General features: G+C 66.4%; 14 protein-coding genes. 6 read left to right on the forward strand and 8 right to left on the reverse strand.

The genetic code is table 11. From position 1 onward, the window contains the following. Window positions 1-11 precede the first annotated feature (11 nt). The 8 genes from JE033_RS01645 to JE033_RS01680 all read right to left on the reverse strand — a co-directional run bounded on the left by JE033_RS01645 (window position 12) and on the right by JE033_RS01680 (window position 9224). Window positions 12-1433 (reverse strand): MFS transporter, encoded by a 1422-nt coding sequence (locus JE033_RS01645; protein ID WP_200329040.1) that lies wholly within the window; start codon window positions 1431-1433, stop codon window positions 12-14. Window positions 1434-1659: 226 nt separating this feature from the next. Beyond that, window positions 1660-1971 (reverse strand): metal-sensitive transcriptional regulator, encoded by a 312-nt coding sequence (locus tag JE033_RS01650; RefSeq protein WP_090148682.1) that lies wholly within the window; start codon window positions 1969-1971, stop codon window positions 1660-1662. Beyond that, entirely contained in the window at window positions 1950-4067 is a 2118-nt protein-coding gene (locus JE033_RS01655; protein ID WP_200329042.1) for a heavy metal translocating P-type ATPase, read from the reverse strand. Before JE033_RS01655 ends, JE033_RS01650 begins: the two co-directional genes overlap by 22 nt. 43 nt (window positions 4068-4110) lie before the next feature. Then, window positions 4111-5262, reverse strand: a complete 1152-nt coding sequence (locus tag JE033_RS01660; protein ID WP_200329045.1) for an FAD-dependent oxidoreductase — start codon at window positions 5260-5262, stop codon at window positions 4111-4113. A gap of 161 nt (window positions 5263-5423) precedes the next feature. Further along, complete coding sequence (locus tag JE033_RS01665; protein ID WP_090148678.1) at window positions 5424-5696, reverse strand: YHS domain-containing protein; 273 nt, start codon at window positions 5694-5696, stop codon at window positions 5424-5426. Between the two features lie 49 nt (window positions 5697-5745). Then, window positions 5746-8013 (reverse strand): cation-translocating P-type ATPase, encoded by a 2268-nt coding sequence (locus JE033_RS01670; RefSeq protein WP_200329047.1) that lies wholly within the window; start codon window positions 8011-8013, stop codon window positions 5746-5748. A 48-nt stretch (window positions 8014-8061) separates the two neighbouring features. Further along, window positions 8062-8889, reverse strand: a complete 828-nt coding sequence (locus JE033_RS01675) for a hypothetical protein (protein ID WP_234037050.1) — start codon at window positions 8887-8889, stop codon at window positions 8062-8064. A gap of 125 nt (window positions 8890-9014) precedes the next feature. Further along, window positions 9015-9224, reverse strand: coding sequence for a heavy-metal-associated domain-containing protein (locus tag JE033_RS01680; RefSeq protein WP_200329051.1), 210 nt, complete (start codon window positions 9222-9224; stop codon window positions 9015-9017). Window positions 9225-9472: 248 nt separating this feature from the next. On the opposite strand from JE033_RS01680, the gene JE033_RS01685 reads away from it, so the two are divergent. The 6 genes from JE033_RS01685 to JE033_RS01710 all read left to right on the forward strand — a co-directional run bounded on the left by JE033_RS01685 (window position 9473) and on the right by JE033_RS01710 (window position 15394). After that, complete coding sequence (locus tag JE033_RS01685) at window positions 9473-10216, forward strand: ABC transporter ATP-binding protein (RefSeq protein ID WP_200329053.1); 744 nt, start codon at window positions 9473-9475, stop codon at window positions 10214-10216. After that, on the forward strand, window positions 10213-11577 hold the full coding sequence (locus JE033_RS01690; RefSeq protein WP_200329055.1) for an FtsX-like permease family protein: 1365 nt from the start codon (window positions 10213-10215) through the stop codon (window positions 11575-11577). Before JE033_RS01685 ends, JE033_RS01690 begins: the two co-directional genes overlap by 4 nt. Window positions 11578-11674: 97 nt before the next feature. Beyond that, window positions 11675-12577, forward strand: a complete 903-nt coding sequence (locus tag JE033_RS01695) for an ABC transporter ATP-binding protein (RefSeq protein WP_200329057.1) — start codon at window positions 11675-11677, stop codon at window positions 12575-12577. A gap of 27 nt (window positions 12578-12604) precedes the next feature. Next, window positions 12605-13426: an ABC transporter permease gene (locus JE033_RS01700; RefSeq protein WP_200329059.1), complete on the forward strand. Its 822-nt coding sequence runs from the start codon at window positions 12605-12607 to the stop codon at window positions 13424-13426. Between the two features lie 64 nt (window positions 13427-13490). Continuing rightward, window positions 13491-14708: a sensor histidine kinase gene (locus JE033_RS01705; protein WP_200329061.1), complete on the forward strand. Its 1218-nt coding sequence runs from the start codon at window positions 13491-13493 to the stop codon at window positions 14706-14708. Next, window positions 14705-15394 (forward strand): response regulator transcription factor, encoded by a 690-nt coding sequence (locus tag JE033_RS01710; protein WP_200329063.1) that lies wholly within the window; start codon window positions 14705-14707, stop codon window positions 15392-15394. Before JE033_RS01705 ends, JE033_RS01710 begins: the two co-directional genes overlap by 4 nt. The last annotated feature ends 1 nt before the right edge of the window (window position 15395 follow it).

A 15395-nucleotide genomic window follows, 5' to 3' on the forward strand; every position in this document is an offset into this window, starting at 1 on the left:
GCGCAACTGCGTTATGAAACCGGCAGAGCACGGGCGGGGCGCTTGGTGCGGAAGAAGCTCGAAACGAGGATCGCACCGGCGAGGGCGATGATCCCGGCCGCGATGAATGCCGCCGAGTAGCCCTGAGTGAGCGCTTCCGGGTCCCCGATCTGACCAGCGCCGAACCCCGCAGCGACGGCAGACACCGCGGCGAGGCCGATCGCCGAACCGACCTGGTAGCTCGTGTTCACAATGCCGGATGCGAGACCGCCTTCTTCAGGCGGGGCTGCGGAGATCGCGACTTGCAGCGAGGGAATGAAGGCGAGCGCTTGCCCGAACGCGACGACGAGCGAGGGTCCGAATGCGTCGACCCAGTAATTTCCGTCGGGTCGGATGAATGCCATCCAGCCGAGCCCCGCGGCGAGGATGACGAGCCCGAGCACGATGGGCACCTTCGGGCCGACGGCCGCGATGATCCGAGGGGCGATCATGATCATGCCGACCATGATCAGAATGGTCATCGGCAGAAGGGCGGCGCCAGCCGGGAATGCGGAGAACCCGAGGACCTGCTGCAGGTACAGGTTCAGGAAGAACCACATGGGAACCCATGCCCCTCCGAGCAGCACCTGAGCGAGGTTCGCGGCGCCCAGATTCGGCGAACGGAAGATCGAGAGCCGCATCAGAGGTTCACGCTTCACACGCTGGAGGATGATGAACGTCCCGATCAGGATCACGCCGATCCCGATCGCCACCCACGTCTCCATGGATGCCCAGCCAGCGACTTCAGCGCGCACAATGCCGTAGACCAGCGCGGCAAGTCCCAGGGTCACGGTGAGCGCACCCAGAACGTCTACCGATCCGCGAGCGTCGAGCTTTCCGCCGGGAAGCACCTTCCACATGACCAGCAGGACGAGCGCAGCTATGGGCACGTTGATGAGGAATACCCACGGCCAGGAGGCGAATTCCGTGATCACGCCTCCCAGAAATACCCCTGCAGTGCCTCCGGCAGGAGCCGCTGCACCGTAGAACGCCATTGCCTTCGTGAGATCTTTCGGGTTCGACCCGAACAGCATCATCAACAGTGTGAGGGCGGCTGGCGCGATGAGCGCAGATCCGGCGCCTTGGAGAACCCGGCCGATGAGCTCGACGGGCACATTGCCTGCGAGGCCTGCGACGAGGGATCCGATGGCGAGGATCACCCAGCCGATCGCGAAGATCCGGCGGGGGCCGAAGAGATCGGACAGCCGACCGCCGAGCAGCAGGAGACCGCCGAGTGCGATCACGTATGCGTTGAAGACCCAGGAAAGATTGTTCGGGCTGAATCCCAGTTCGATCTGCATTCGCGGCAGGGCAACGCCGATGATCGAGGCATCCATGATGACCATGAACTGAGCGAGTGCGATGAGGAAGAGACCCCACCACCGGGCCCTGCTGGTCGGAGGTGACGAGGACATGGTGTACTCCATTCGAGATTGCGTTGGACGTGAGTGTCAAACGTCTCGAACCTATACCCTAGGGGGGTAGGGTAGCAACCTCGGTGTAGCCAGAAACTTGAGAGTGGCAGATCCACCGAAAACCGGAGCGCGGGACGCACTCCATGGCGATTCCGGGCAGCGAGAAGTTGCCGGTCGCTCCAGGCAAAGCGGAGCGCGGGATCTCACATCTCGCGGAGCTTCCGCCTCAGGAACGAACGAGGCGGTTGATCGCGTCGGTGGCTTCCTTGATCTTCTCCAGGCCGGCGTCGTCGCTGAGCTTCGCTGCATCGAGGACGCAGTGCTTGAGGTGATCGTCGAGCAGGCCCGTTGCGACTCCTTGCAGGGCACGGGTGAGCGCGCTGACCTGCGTGAGGATGTCGATGCAGTACTTCTCCTCATCGATCATCTTCGCGATGCCGCGCGCCTGGCCCTCGATGCGCTTCATGCGCTGCAGGTACTGATTCTTGTCGTCGATGTACCCGTGGTGACCGGCACTCAGGTCGTTCTCCGATGACATGGAACTCCTTCTTCCTGCCGTTCCAGAATGGAACGTGTACTGGCTGCGGGGGTGAGGTCAGTGCGGCGCAGCAGTTGCGCGTTGAGCGCGACCACGATCGTCGACAGCGACATCAGAATCGCACCCACGGACATCGGGAGCACGAAACCGACCGAAGCCAGAATACCGGCCGCCAGCGGCACCGAGAGGAGGTTGTAACCGGCCGCCCACCACAGGTTCTGCTTCATCTTCCGATACGCAGCCCGGGACAGCCCTATCACTGAGAGCACGGCACGGGGATCGGAGCTTGCGAGGATGACTCCAGCGGATGCGATCGCGACATCGGTCCCCGCGCCGATGGCGATGCCGACGTCGGCCTGCGCCAGCGCAGGCGCATCGTTCACGCCATCGCCGACCATCGCCACCTTCTTCCCTTCTCGTTGCAACGAGGAAACTCTGGCCGCCTTGTCCTCGGGTCGCACCCCCGCGAAGACTCGGTCGATGCCGAGCTCGCGCCCGACGTCGGTCGCCACGGCCTCAGCGTCTCCCGTGATCAGGACGACCTCGATATCGAGCCGATGAAGTGCTTCGACGGCCTCGCGGGACTCCGGTCGGATCTCATCGGCCAGGCGGAGTCCGCCGACCACGACCCCGTCGCGGAGGACGTGGAGGATGATCGCGCCCTCGGCCCGCCAAGCGTCGGCGTCAGCGACCTCGGGCTGTCCGGTCTCTTCGAGCAGTCGCGGCCCGCCCACTCGAATCTCGTGGCCCGCGACCATTGCGGTGACGCCCACCGCCGGAGAAGATGCAAAACCGCTCGCCGGGGTCACCGAAAGGTCGCCTTCTTTCGCCGAAGCCACGATGGCTTTCGCGAGCGGATGCTCACTATCGGCCTCAGCCGACGCTGCGAGCGCAAGGACCTGATCCGCGGTGAGTTCGCCCACCGGCGCCACACGGGTGACCGTCGGGTCGCCCTTCGTCAGAGTGCCGGTCTTGTCGAAGAGCACCGCGTCGACCTCGCGCATGGATTCGAGTGCGAGACGATCCTTGATGAGCACTCCGCCGCGCGCGGCCCGCTCGGTCGCGATCGACACGACAAGCGGGATCGCCAGCCCGAGCGCGTGCGGGCAGGCGATCACGAGGACCGTGATGCTGCGCACGACGGCGGCGTCGGTGTCACCGACCAGTGTCCACACGGCCGCCGTGATGACGGCCGCCCCCAGGGCGAACCAGAACAGCATCGCCGCGGCGCGGTCAGCTATTCGCTGGGCGCGGGAGGACGAGTTCTGCGCCTCGGAGACGAGACGGTTGATCCCCGCGAGCGCGGTGTCGTCTCCGGTCGCGGTGATCTCCACGCGCACCCCGGAATCGGTCGCAACCGTGCCCGCAGTCACGAGGTCGCCGACGGTCCGCGTGACCGGTCGCGACTCGCCGGTGATCATGGATTCGTCCATGTCCGCCCTGCCGTCGACGATACGACCATCAGCGGGCACACTCCCTCCGGGGCGGACGACAACGACGTCGCCGACCTGCAATGCTGCAGGTGCGACGGTGACCACTTCGTCGCCCTCGACGCGCTCTGCTGCATCGGGGAGCAGAGCAGCCAGGGAGTCGAGTGCTGAGGTGGTCTGCGCGAGGGATCGCATCTCGATCCAATGCCCGAGCAGCATGATGACGACCAGCAGTGCGAGCTCCCACCAGAACTCGAGTTCATGATGCACGAGACCGAGCGTCGCCGCCCATGACGCGAAGAACGCCACGGTGATCGCGAGGGCGATCAGCAGCATCATCCCGGGTGTGCGGCTCTTGAGTTCACTCCATGCCCCAGCGAGGAACGGCCGTCCGCCCCATCCGTACATGACGGTGCCGAGCACGGGTGCGATCCACATCGCCCAAGCCGGCACCTCGTAGTCGAGCAGCATCGCGAACATCGGAGAAGCGGCGACAACCGGTACCGCGATGACGAGATTGATCCAGAACAGATTCCGGAACTGGCTCGCGTGGTCTGCGTGGCCGGCGTGGCCGGCGTGGTCTCCGTGGCCGCCGCGGTGATCCACCTGAACGTCGGCGCGGGCAGGGGAACGATCGTGATGCTGGTGCGCATGAGGTTCGGTCATGATCTGCTCCTTGTTGTGCGAGTAGGCCGGTCTCGGAAAGATCTCAGGCGGGCGAGCCATGGAGTTGACTCCCCCACCGGTACACCGTTCCCACCGCATCGATGCCGGTCACTCCGGTCACCGTACCTCCGGCCTCGTGCCGGACGACGAACTCGTCGGTGTCCTCGAGATGACTTTCGGCACCGCCGATGTAGCCGACGCCGGAGACCATCCGACCATGGATCATCGCCATGTAGGGACTGCGCGGCAGATACGAGCCCGGGTCTTCCCCGAGACCGAGTTCGCTCACAGCAGCTTTCGCGGCGTGAGCTCCTTGGGCGGCGGCATCTTCCCAGTGGTCGATGCGCCGCGGGTCGAACGATTCGTGATGGAGCGTGGCAACACCTCCGGCGGCGTATACACGGTCAGGTTCGGCGCGCAGACGCTCATCGACATCGACCCCTGCAGTCCACGGGGCGGGCGCTGCCGCAATGGTGCCCAGTGCCACCAGCAGGAAGTCTGCGACGAGGGGCGTGCCGTCGTCAAGGGTGATGCCAACCCCGAATTCGCTGAGATCCACGTACTGAACGGTGCGACCGAAATGGGTGTGCACGGTAGCGGCATGATCGGCGGCGATGCGTTCGGCGACGAGGGCGCCGAAGGCCCCAACGCCGGGTGTGTGACTGCGGGAGATCACCGCCACCTGGTGTCCGGCGGCGTGCAGGAGCGATGCCGCCTCGGCCGCGATCAACCCGCCGCCGTAGATCGCCACGCGTGCAGGCCGCCCGCCGCGCGTCAGCAGTTCACGGATGCGCACCGCATCTGCCAACGAGTGCATCGTGCTGACCCGGCTCCCCGTTGAGGTGGTCGCACCTCGCATGACGCCAGCGGGGAGGGTCCGAGGCCTGCTGCCGGTGGCGACGATGAGCGCGTCGTACGGCAGCCGCGCACCAGTGGTGAGCTGCACCGTCCGGGCAGAGGGATGCACGTCGACGACGGTATCGGCGACGACCTCGACCTGTGGGAGAGGAAGCGCGAAGAGATCCGGAGGCGTCGGCCCCAGTGCCACGCCGCTGATGAGCATCCGCGTGTAGGGAGCTTCACCCGTTTGCGTCACCAGCGTCACGCGTACGTCGTTCCGGGCGGCGAGGCCGCGCGCGGCGGCGGCCCCGGCAGCTCCTGCGCCGAGAATGAGAATGTGGGGCGAAGTGGTCATCTGGGGAGCTCCTGAGCGTCATGCGGAACGGTGCCGGTGTCATGCGCACGGCGCGCGACGGCATCCGTGGCTTCGGTGATCTTCACGTCGGCGGAGGGCCCCGGCGACGACGGCGACGAGAACGCCGCGACGCCGGTGGCCGCCCCGCGCGCGGGCGAGATCTATGCCATGTTCGCGGCGAACTTCGCGGGATCCGCGTCGAACGCGGGGCCGCAGCCGGCGCAGCAGAAGTAGTAGCGCTGACCTTCGAAGTCGCGGAACAAGCCGACGCTCTCGGCGGCCTGCTTGCTGACGGGGCTCCCGACCATGACCGGGCAGGTGGTCAGGTCGTCAGCGCCACCGCCGAGAAGGTTGTCGTGGCCGGTGCTCGTCGCGGCCGGGTTCGATGAGCTGGTGCTGCAGCAGCTGGAGGCCGCCTGGGTGTCGTTTGCCATGATGGGTTGTTGCCTTTCGTATGAGTGCCGATTGGAATGGTTCCGGATGCTACTGCGCAGTGATGCTTCTGAACCCGCGCAGTCGGAGGCTGTTGCCGACGACGAAGACGCTGGAGAACGCCATCGCCGCACCGGCGAGCATGGGATTGAGCATGCCCAGGGCTGCGACCGGAATGGCAGCGATGTTGTAGGCGAACGCCCAGAACAGGTTCGTCTTGATGGTCGAGAGGGTCTTCCGAGACAGCCGGATCGCATCGACGGCGGCCCGCAGGTCGCCGCGCACGAGGGTGATGTCTGATGCCTCGATCGCCACGTCCGTGCCGGTGCCCATCGCCAACCCCAGATCGGCCTGAGCGAGCGCGGGGGCGTCGTTGACGCCGTCACCGACCATCGCCACCGTCCTCCCCTCCTGCTGCAGCCGGACGATGACGTCGACCTTGTCCTTCGGGAGGACTTCGGCGATGACTTCATCGATGCCGACCTCGGCCGCGATCTGTCGAGCGACAGCTTCGTTGTCACCGGTCAGCAGCACCGGGGTCAGGCCGATTTCCTTGAGGCCCCGGATCGCTTCAGCGCTGGTCGGTTTGACCGTGTCTGCGACGACCACGATGCCGCGAGGCTGCCCATCCCAGCCGACAGCGACGACCGTCTTGCCCTCGTTCTCCGCGCGCGCCTTCGCCCGCGCAACCCCTGGGGAGAGGTGCTGCGACCAATCCGCGAGCAGCGACTCGCGTCCGACCACCACCGGAATGCCGTCGACGAGTCCCTGCACCCCCTTCCCCACGACGTTCGTGAAGTCCTGCGGAGTCGGCAGCGCGCCAACCTCCTGAGTGGCGGCCTTCGCGATCGCCTGCGCGATCGGGTGTTCGGAGGCGTCCTCGAGCGCGCCCGCAAAGCGGAGAAGATCCGCACGCTCCACGCCCGGCTCGGTGGCGACGTCGACAAGAGCCATCTTGCCGGTGGTGACGGTACCCGTCTTATCGAGCACTACCGTGTCCACCTTGCGCGTCGATTCCAGCACCTCCGGGCCCTTGATGAGAATGCCCAGTTGGGCGCCTCGTCCGGTGCCGACCAGCAGCGCGGTCGGGGTCGCGAGGCCGAGCGCGCACGGGCACGCGATGACGAGGACCGCGACAGCTGCGGTGAACGCGGCGGTGACCGGGAACCCGGCGCCCAACCATGCACCGAGAGCGACAACAGCGATGACGATGACGATGGGCACGAACACGCCGGAAATGCGATCGGCGAGGCGCTGAACCTCGGCCTTGCCGGTCTGGGCGTCCTCGACGAGCTTCGCCATCTGCGCGAGCTGCGTGTCCGACCCGATGCGCGTCGCACGCACGACCAGACGACCGCCGGCATTCACCGTCGCGCCGGTCACCGGGTCGCCCTCGCCGACCTCGACCGGTACGGATTCTCCGGTGAGCATGGACGCGTCAACGGCGGAAGTGCCCGAAACGACGATGCCGTCGGTGGCGATCTTCTCCCCCGGGCGAACGACGAACGCGTCGCCGACCTGCAGTTCGGAGGTCGGAATCTTCACCTCGGCACCGTCACGCAGCACCGCTACTTCTTTCGCACCAAGTTCCAGCAGGGCACGCAAGGCCGCCCCTGCTTGGCGCTTGGAGCGCTTCTCGAAGTAACGACCCGCGAGGATGAACATCGTGACACCCGCTCCGACTTCGAGATAGATGTTCGCCGCTCCGTCGGAGGGCGCGATCGTGAACTCGAACGGATGGGTCATGCCGGGCACACCGGCGGTGCCGAAGAACAGCGCGTACAACGACCACAGGAGCGCGACGGAGGTGCCCATGGAGATGAGCGTGTCCATTGTGGCGGTCCCGTGTTTGAGGTTCGTCCAGGCCGCCCGATGGAAGGGCCAGGCCGCCCAGATGATGACCGGTGCAGCCAGCGCGAGCGATGCCCACTGCCAGTAGGTGAACTGCAAAGCGGGAATCATCGCCATCGCGATCACCGGCACCGTCAGCAGGATCGATCCGATGAGGCGGTGCCGCAGCTGGGTGAGCTCCGTGTCCTCCCCATCCGACGCGGGCTCCGACGCACCCGCCGGTGCGTGCTTCAGCTTGGGCAGAGCGGCCGTGTAGCCGGTTTTCTCGACCTCAGCGATCAACAATGCCGGGTCGTACCCTTCGGGCACTGAGACTTTGGCCTTTTCCGTGGCGTAGTTGACCGTTGCCTCGACGCCGTCGAGCTTGTTCAGCTTCTTCTCGATCCGGTTCGCGCAGGAGGCGCAAGTCATCCCCCCGATCTCCAGCTCGAAGCCGGGCCCGCCTGTTGGGGGCGCTGATGCACTCATCGTCTTCCTTCCTTGAGCATTGTCGTCGCGGTGGCCGTACCCAACGGGTCAGTGGCCGTCGGCATCGTCCGAATGGGTTTCGTCACTCGCGCCGTGCATCTCCCCGTGGCCGGCGTCGACGACGAATTCGGCCGTGTGCACGGTTCCATCGACTTGGAAGTCGAAGTAGAGGAGATAGCGGCCTGCAGTGGGCGCCTCGGCCATGAATCCGATTTCAGGGCCTGCCGTGCTGCCAACGCGAGGCGCGTCGCCCTGAGCGTGGACGTGCAGATACGCCAGATCTCCATCGCGAAGCGCGACCAAATGGCCGAATGCTCCGAGGTACGGCTCGAGCGCAGTGACCGGCTTCCCGTCGCGTGCTACGGAGACCGTGACATCACTCGTGGTTCCGGCGGTGAGATCTCCGTCGAGGGTGACGTCGAAGTCGTCGACCTCTGCAGTGCGCCGCACCTCTGACGTGACGGGAGAGAAGGTGCCGGCGACCTCTACCGTGCGCGTCAGCGTGACTCCCTCTGCTCCCTCCGTCGCGGGGGTGAAATCGGCATAGACACGGTACGTGCCGGCAGAATCCCATGTCCACGGCAGAGACCATGTCCCGGTGGCCTCATCGAGTTGCGGGTGGACGTGACGGAACTCGGCGCCGTCCGCGCGGACGACGATGAGGTGCAGGTCTTTTTCGTGCGCTTCAGCGAATTCTGTGACCGCTTCACCCGAGAGTGTCTGCACCTGAAAGCTCAGCTCACCTCGTGCGCCGACGTCTCCTGGCGCGGCTATCGGCGCGAGCACGAAGCCGCCCGCTTCGATGGAGACGCCGTTCGGGGTGCTCTCTTCCGTCTGCGCCTCGTTCGTACTCTTGCCCGCATCATGCTGGTTCATTTCGCCTCTATCCGTCCACCCTGCAACAACTCGGTCTGGAATGACGGCTCCGGCGGCCGCGAAAGCACCGCCGAAGGCCACTGCTAACCCCGCACCGTAGAGCGCGAGGCGTGCGCCGGCACGCATCAGGCTCTCACCGCCGTGTAACCGGCCTCCGCGACCGCAGCAAGCACCTGCGTGTCGTCAATCTCACCCCGACCGGACACGACGAGCTCGCCCGTCTGTGCGCTGATCGCGATCTCCTCGATGCCGGGGATCTCCTCGACTTCTTCTCGAATCGACATCTCGCAGTGCCCGCAGGTCATGCCGGTCACTTGGTAATGGTTCACATTCATCGATTGCGCCTCCTCATTCCATACCCCTATGGGGTACCAATACGGCTCACAATATACCCCCTATAGGTATATTGCAAGGCCGCGTGCGGCTCGTCGCCGCATCGAGTACGCGGGACTCGGCCGTTGGCGAGCGTGCCCGATTGGAGGGGCCGTAGCGAGTCAATGGCTCGGTCTGCAGGCGTCCTCGTCTCCGAACAATCAACCTACGGTTGGCATCGTCCCGACATCGACTCGCCTAGCGTCGAAGCATGACCGTGGACCCCCTCTCCCCTGCCCTTCCGGCGCCGCAGCAATCCTCCCCTCTGGGAGCAGTCCGGGTGTCTGCCACGGGCCTCCGCGTCCGCTACGGCGAAGCGGTGGCGCTGGACGGCGTCGATGTGGAGGTGCGTGACAGCGAGTCCGTGGCGATCATGGGTCCCTCTGGATCGGGGAAGAGCACCCTGCTCTACGCGATGGCGGGAATCATCAGGCCAGCAGAGGGAACGGTGACGCTTCGCACGCGCGAAGGGGTCGAAGAGCTCGGGAGCCTGTCGGATGCAGCCCGGTCGGCGGTGCGCCTGCGGGAGTTCGGCTTCGTGTTTCAGCAGGGCATGCTGATCCCCGAACTCACGGCGACGGAGAACGTCGCGATACCTCTGCTCCTGATCGGCATGGGGAAGCGCGCCGCGATGGAACGCGCGACATCCCTCTTGGAGGACCTGGGTCTCTCGGGCCTCGCCGGGCGCAGGATCGGCCAGCTTTCAGGCGGTCAGGCGCAACGCGTGGCAATCGCTCGGGCCCGCGCGACGAACGCTCCAGTCGTCTGCGCCGACGAGCCGACCGGCGCGCTCGATTCGAAGACGGCGTCGGAGGTGCTGGATGTACTGCTCGCCGAGACCACAGCACAGGGTCGGGCGCTGATCATCGTGACGCACGACGCGGACGTGGCACGCCGCTGCTCCCGGGTGGTTCGACTGCGGGACGGTCGCGTCGTCCACCGCGAAACGCGATGAGCGCTCGTCGAGCCCGAGTGCACGCCCGACTGTCCGCGCTGTGGTTGCTGGTGAAGCCCGCTCGGCATGGTCTCCCGGCATTGCCGATCCTCGCGTATGCCGTGATCTCTGCGGTGGTGCTGAGCGTCGTCGTGTTGGCCCGGGCCTACTGGAACGCCCCGGACCCCGAAGGCGTTGGGCAGTACCGGGTCCTCGCGGCGGCTATGATGGCGGCGCTCGTGGTGCCCGTCGGGACTCTCGGCGCGACCGCTGCCCGACTCTCCGCCAGGCGCCGCGAAGATCGGCTTGCGACACTGCGGTTGATGGGCGCCTCATCGACCTGGGTGCGAGGAGTCGCGCTTGTGGAAGCTGCACTGATCGCGGGCGGGGGCGCTCTCGCAGGTCTCATGCTCTACGTGCCGCTCGTGCCGTTCCTCTCGCACATCGAGGTTGCCGGCAGCCCACTGGGTGCGGATCACGCATGGCTCTCGTCGCCGCTCGTCGTAGCGCTCCTGCTCAGTGTCGTGGTGGTCGCGATAACGAGCGCAGGTGCGAGTCTGAGACGAGCCTTGATCTCACCGCTCGGGGTACGCATGCGCCATGATGCGCCGCGGATGCACTGGCTGCGCGTCGTGATCGCGGCGCTCGTGGTGGGAGTCTCGGTGCTCGTACTGCAGTTGACGTCGGTGAGTTGGGGAGCCATCGGTATCACGGCGGCACTCGTCGCGGCATTCGTCGCAGTGATGGCCGCGCTTCACCCGATGGGCCCCTACCTCGTGGCGCGGCTCGCTCGGCGCAGACTCGCACGTTCGCACGATGCAGCAACTCTGATTGCTCTGCGCGGTGTGCTCGAGTCGCCGCAGGCGGCGTGGAGACAGGTGTCAGGGGTGGCGTTAGCCAGCTTCATCGCAGTCCCTGCTGGATCCGCGCTGGGCTTTCTCGATACCGTGCAGCGCCTCTCCGAAGCGGTGACGCCGGAGCACATCCTCTTCTTCGGCGACATCCGCCTGGTGGTGGTGGCGGCGGTCGCCGTGTCGTATCTCCTCGTCGCCTGCTCAGTCGGTGTCACCCAGGCGGCTGCGGTGCTGGAACGAAGAACCCTGTACGTGAGTCTCGACCGCCTCGGCATGCCGCTCGCCGTGATGACGCGCTCGCGGCGCCTCTCCGTGAGTACCCCGCTGCTCGTGGCGGCCATCGTTCCGGCCTGCATCGCCGCCCTGCTCGCCGTCCCCGTCGTGGGGGTATCGGTGGCCACCGCCCCGCTGTTCATCGTCACGGTCGCCGGTTGCATCGCCGCCGGCACGGTGATGGTGCAGCTGGGAGTCGTCGCGACCACGCCGGTGCTGCGGCGCGTGCTCTCGGAGCCGGATCGCGAGCTGTGATCGGCAGCAGTTCAACCCGGGGTTGGCATCCGCTCGCACCTGCGCATCCGTAGCGTCGAGAGCACGAAGCACCCCAGACGAACAGGAGCACGACGCCATGACGATCGAAGTTGAGGCTTTGACCAAAACCTATGCGGACACCCACGCCGTCCGTGAAGTGAGCTTCACGGTCCAGCCGGGGAAGGTCACGGGATTCCTGGGACCGAACGGAGCAGGCAAGTCCACGACGATGCGATCGATCGTCGGTCTCGACCGTCCCACCTCTGGCCGAGCGCTCATCGCAGGCACCGAGTACCGGGAGTTCGCGGCTCCGCTGCGGGAAGTGGGTGCGCTGCTCGACGCGAAGGCAGCGCACAGATCTCGCGCGGCAGCGAACTACCTCGCGTCGATCGCAGCGACGCATCGCATCCCGCGCTCGCGGGTCGACGAGGTTCTCGAGGCGACGGGCCTCACTGCGGTCGCGAGAAAGAAGGTCGGCACGTTCTCCCTCGGCATGGGCCAGCGCTTGGGCATCGCGGCGGCGCTGCTCGGTGACCCGGGCACGCTGATCCTCGACGAACCCGTGAACGGCTTGGATCCGGAGGGGGTGACGTGGGTGCGCGAGCTGCTGGCCCGTCTGGCGACCGAGGGCAGAACGGTGTTCCTCTCCTCCCATCTGCTGAGCGAGCTCGCGCTCATCGCGGACCATGTCATCATCATCGGCCGCGGCGAGATCATCGCGGACGCGCCGATCAACGCGCTCACCGAGCAGGGCGGCAGCCGCGTCCGCGTCCGCACGACCGATGCCCCAGCTCTCACTCGCCGGATCAGCGCCCCGGGCGTGACCATCGTTTCGAACGAGCTGGGTCTGCTGGACGTGGAGGGCCTCACCGCCGAGCAAGTCGCCCGCGCCGCCCACGAGGCGGGCGTCCTGCTGACGGAGCTGACGCCGCTGCGCCAGACACTCGAAGAGGCGTACAACCAGCTCACCCGAGACTCCGTCGAGTATGTCTCAGCCTGATTCACCGCTTTCGAAAGGACGTTCCTCATGAGTACGACCACGAGCACCGCCGAAGCCCGCGCCGCGCGCGATTCAACGGTGCGCAATGTCAGCCTCGGCGGCGCTATCGCCTCCGAATGGATCAAGTTCCGCGGGCTGGCCTCGAACCACATCCTCGCAGGATTCACCCTCCTGCTCCTGCTCGCGAACGGAGTTGCAATGCCTTGGGCGTACGTCTTCCGCGACCGCGGCTCACCTCAGGCGGACTACGACCCCTACCCCGAGATGATCGTCGACAAAACCGGTTATGTCGGCGTCGTCCTCGCCGTGCTCGCAGTCCTGATGATGGCGAACGAGTACCGTTCCGGGCAGATCAGCACCACGCTGCTCTCGGTCCCGCGCCGGACGCCGGCACTGGTCGCAAAGGCGGTGATCGTCGCGTCCATCGGTTTCGGCATCGGTGTCGTGAGCTCGGCCATCGGCTCCGCCATCGCACCGACCGTCCTCGGCGGTGGTGGCTACAGCTACGCCTTGGACACACCCGTCCTGCTCCGACTCGTCGTCGGGTCGGGCCTGTACTTGGCCGCCATCGGCATGATCGGTCTCGCGCTCGGCACCGTCATTCGCAACGTCATCGCCGCGGTGCTTGCGACGCTCGTGCTCCTGCTGATCGTGCCCGTGATCCCGCAGATCTTCTCGGCACACGGCGCCGAGATCACCCGCTTCTTCCCGATTCAGGCCGGCTCGCTGCTCCTCGCCCCAGCCGGAACGGACCCGATGGGCCCGTGGGTCGGTTATGGCGTTCTGCTGATCTGGATGCTGGCGCTGTTCCTCGCCGCGGCGATCACGCTCAAACGCCGAGACGCTTGAACGGGTGCCCGGGCCGAGCGTGGGGAAGAATGAGAGCACAGCTCGGGAGGGAGTCGGCGAACGTATGAGTACTCATGCAACCCAGCCGGGGGTGGCTGCCGAGGAGGTCGACCGCGTCCTCGGTTCCCGGATGCTGCGCTGGATCAGCGCACATCAGAGCGTGGTCGACGGCCTCGTCGCCGTGATGTGTCTCGTGGTTCAAGCGCTCGTGCTCGTGCTGCCGCGTGCGCTACCGCTCTGGCCGGGCCTGCTCCTGGCGATCGTCTCGAGCGCCCTGCTGCTCGGTCGACGCCGGTATCCGCGGGCGGTCCTCGTGGCCATCGCGCTCGTCAGCACGGCGGGTGCCCTCGTCCCCACCCCGGTCGCACTGCTGGGACTGCCCGCGGCTGTGGCGCTCTACACCGTCGCCTCTCTGCTGCCCACCGGGACCGCACTCATGGGGTACGCGGTCCTCGTGGGAGTGCCTGCACTCGGAGCCCTCGTTCGCTTTTTGATCACCGGCGCACCTCAGACGCCCTCATTGCTCGACCCGTTGGCGTTGCTCGCTCTCGCTCTGGGTATCGCCGCACGCAGCGCGGCCGGGCGCCGTGAGGCGCTCACGGAACTGGTCAACCAACGGCTCAGCACCGCGCGGATCATCGAACGGCAGCGGATCTCCGCAGAAATGCACGACATTGTCGCCCACTCGCTGTCGACGATGATCGCCCTCGCGGACGGCGCATCAGACGCCTGGCAGAAGCACCCCGAGCGGTCAGCTGTGGCACTCCGCAGATTGGGCGACGTCGGGCGAAGCGCATTGTCCGACATGAAGCGAGTCCTGCAGGTACTCCGCGAGGATGACGCGAAACTCGACGAGAGCCTGCATCGCTCAGGGCACAACGCTCCAGATCTGGAGGACGTCATCGAAGTCTTTCGCAGCACCGGAATGCCTGTCACGCTCTCACGCTCCGGAACGGCACTGCCCGAGGATCCTGCGCTCTCGACGACGGTGTACAGAATCGTCCAAGAAGCGCTCACGAACGCGCTGCGCTACGCCATCGGAGCCACACGAGTAGAGGTCGGCATCGACGTCGCGGGCGGTACCGTGACGGTGCAGGTTGCCGACGACGGGCTCGCCGCCCCTCAAGCGGGCCGTGCTCCGAGTCAGGGCAGCGGCCGGGGGCTGCTCGGCATCGCTGAGCGTGCCGCGACGTACGGCGGCAGCAGCGCAGCAGGTCCAAGCCTCGGCGGTGGTTGGCAGGTGCACGCGACACTGCAGATCGATCAGGCAGGGCGTCCATGACCGTGAGCAGATCGCCCAGGATCAGGGTCCTCTTGGTCGACGATCAAGAGTTCGTGCGGATGGGTGCCGCGCTCGTTCTGGACTCTGCCGACGATATCGAGGTGGTCGGTGAGGCGGCCTCGGGAGAGGAGGCGATCCGCCGCTCACGGGAGCTCAAGCCTGACGTCGTGCTCATGGATGTGCGCATGCCGGGCATGGGCGGCATCGAAGCCACGAGGATCATCACTGCCGCGCACGCTGCGACGCGGGTGCTGGTGCTCACCACGTTCGACATCGACGAGTATGCCTTCGGCGGTCTCGAGGCCGGCGCCAGCGCGTTCCTCCTCAAGAGCTCTCCACCGGCCCGATTACGGGAAGCCGTTCGGACGGTGCATTCGGGTGAGGCTGTGGTCGAGCCGAGGATCACCCGGCAACTGATCGACCACTACGCCGCAAGCGGAGCACCGCATGTGCATGCGCGGTTCGCCGCGCATGCGGATCCGCTCGATCAACTCAGCCCACGGGAACGCGACGTCTTCGCGTGCATCACCGCCGGCCTCTCGAACAGCGAGATCGGCGAGGCCCTCCACCTGTCTACGGCCACGGTGAAGACGCACGTGAACCGGATATTCGCCAAGTTGCATCTGCGTGACCGCGTCCATGCGGTGATCCTCGGGTATGAGCTGCGCGGGAGGCGAGCACCGTAGC

Origin of the sequence: Leucobacter sp. L43 (assembly GCF_016597785.1) — a bacterium.
Taxonomy (GTDB): Bacteria; Actinomycetota; Actinomycetes; order Actinomycetales; family Microbacteriaceae; genus Leucobacter; species Leucobacter alluvii.

Excerpts from the sequence above, each read along its gene's own strand:
- JE033_RS01645 (WP_200329040.1), bottom strand. The coding sequence starts at position 1,433 with ATGTCCTCGTCACCTCCGACCAGCAGGGCCCGGTGGTGGGGTCTCTTC.
- JE033_RS01650 (WP_090148682.1), bottom strand. The coding sequence starts at position 1,971 with ATGTCATCGGAGAACGACCTGAGTGCCGGTCACCACGGGTACATCGAC.
- JE033_RS01655 (WP_200329042.1), bottom strand. The coding sequence starts at position 4,067 with ATGACCGAACCTCATGCGCACCAGCATCACGATCGTTCCCCTGCCCGC.
- JE033_RS01660 (WP_200329045.1), bottom strand. The coding sequence starts at position 5,262 with ATGACCACTTCGCCCCACATTCTCATTCTCGGCGCAGGAGCTGCCGGG.
- JE033_RS01665 (WP_090148678.1), bottom strand. The coding sequence starts at position 5,696 with ATGGCAAACGACACCCAGGCGGCCTCCAGCTGCTGCAGCACCAGCTCA.
- JE033_RS01670 (WP_200329047.1), bottom strand. The coding sequence starts at position 8,013 with ATGAGTGCATCAGCGCCCCCAACAGGCGGGCCCGGCTTCGAGCTGGAG.
- JE033_RS01675 (WP_234037050.1), bottom strand. The coding sequence starts at position 8,889 with ATGAACCAGCATGATGCGGGCAAGAGTACGAACGAGGCGCAGACGGAA.
- JE033_RS01680 (WP_200329051.1), bottom strand. The coding sequence starts at position 9,224 with ATGAATGTGAACCATTACCAAGTGACCGGCATGACCTGCGGGCACTGC.
- JE033_RS01685 (WP_200329053.1), top strand. The coding sequence starts at position 9,473 with ATGACCGTGGACCCCCTCTCCCCTGCCCTTCCGGCGCCGCAGCAATCC.
- JE033_RS01690 (WP_200329055.1), top strand. The coding sequence starts at position 10,213 with ATGAGCGCTCGTCGAGCCCGAGTGCACGCCCGACTGTCCGCGCTGTGG.
- JE033_RS01695 (WP_200329057.1), top strand. The coding sequence starts at position 11,675 with ATGACGATCGAAGTTGAGGCTTTGACCAAAACCTATGCGGACACCCAC.
- JE033_RS01700 (WP_200329059.1), top strand. The coding sequence starts at position 12,605 with ATGAGTACGACCACGAGCACCGCCGAAGCCCGCGCCGCGCGCGATTCA.
- JE033_RS01705 (WP_200329061.1), top strand. The coding sequence starts at position 13,491 with ATGAGTACTCATGCAACCCAGCCGGGGGTGGCTGCCGAGGAGGTCGAC.
- JE033_RS01710 (WP_200329063.1), top strand. The coding sequence starts at position 14,705 with ATGACCGTGAGCAGATCGCCCAGGATCAGGGTCCTCTTGGTCGACGAT.